The organism is Roseateles sp. P5_E1 (assembly GCF_054049335.1).
This window is the reverse complement of record NZ_JBFUMN010000217.1, coordinates 1-689: the sequence shown is the minus strand read 5'-3', so window position 1 is coordinate 689 and position 689 is coordinate 1. Positions and strand designations below refer to the sequence as shown.

Here is a 689-nt window from a genome sequence, read left to right as displayed (position 1 = left end):
GTTCTAGGGAAGGCGGGAAACGGAGGCGATTGCCTCCGTTTCCCCTGGCAGAGCCACGCCATGCGTGGCTGCCTTGCGTCCAGCGCCCGTGCACCTGCCAGCCRCGCATGGCGYGGCTCTATCGTTCGGGGTCCGTGCACCTTGCCAGCCACGCATGACTACGGGCGTTTATCCGGCAAAGGCGCTCAGCCTCCCCTCGTGTTCGATCACCTGGATTGGTCCGCCGAACACCTCCGATAGCGGCGCGTCGCGCAGCAGGTCGTGCCGGCTGCCGTCGGCGAGGATCCTGCCGCCGCGCAACAGCACCACGCGCTCGATCTCGGGGATGATCTCTTCGATGTGATGGGTCACCAGCACCAGGGTGATGCCTTCGGCGGCCAGCCTGCGCAGGGTGGCGATCAGGTGCTGGCGGGCGATCAGGTCCAGCCCGGTCGACGGCTCGTCCAGCAGCAGCGCCTGCGGCCGGTTGACCAGCGCACGGGCAATCAGCACGCGCCGGGTTTCACCGGCCGACAGTTCGGCATAGCCGCGCTGCAGCAGCGGCAGCGCGCCGGTCAGCGTCAGGGTTTCACGCACCCGCTCGCGCATGGCGTCGGTGACTTCCCGGAAGGCGGGCACCACGAAACTGGCGAAGAACCCCGACAGCACCGCGTCTTCCACGGTCAGTCCGGGCATGTCGGCCAGGTTGC

The 689-nt window shown here is 68.4% G+C and carries 1 protein-coding gene; it reads right to left on the bottom strand.

Annotated features, from left to right (window positions below):
• Positions 1-168: 168 nt before the first annotated feature.
• A partial coding sequence (locus ACXJKJ_RS30695; RefSeq protein ID WP_457395257.1) for an ATP-binding cassette domain-containing protein occupies positions 169-689 on the bottom strand: 521 nt, incomplete at its 5' end.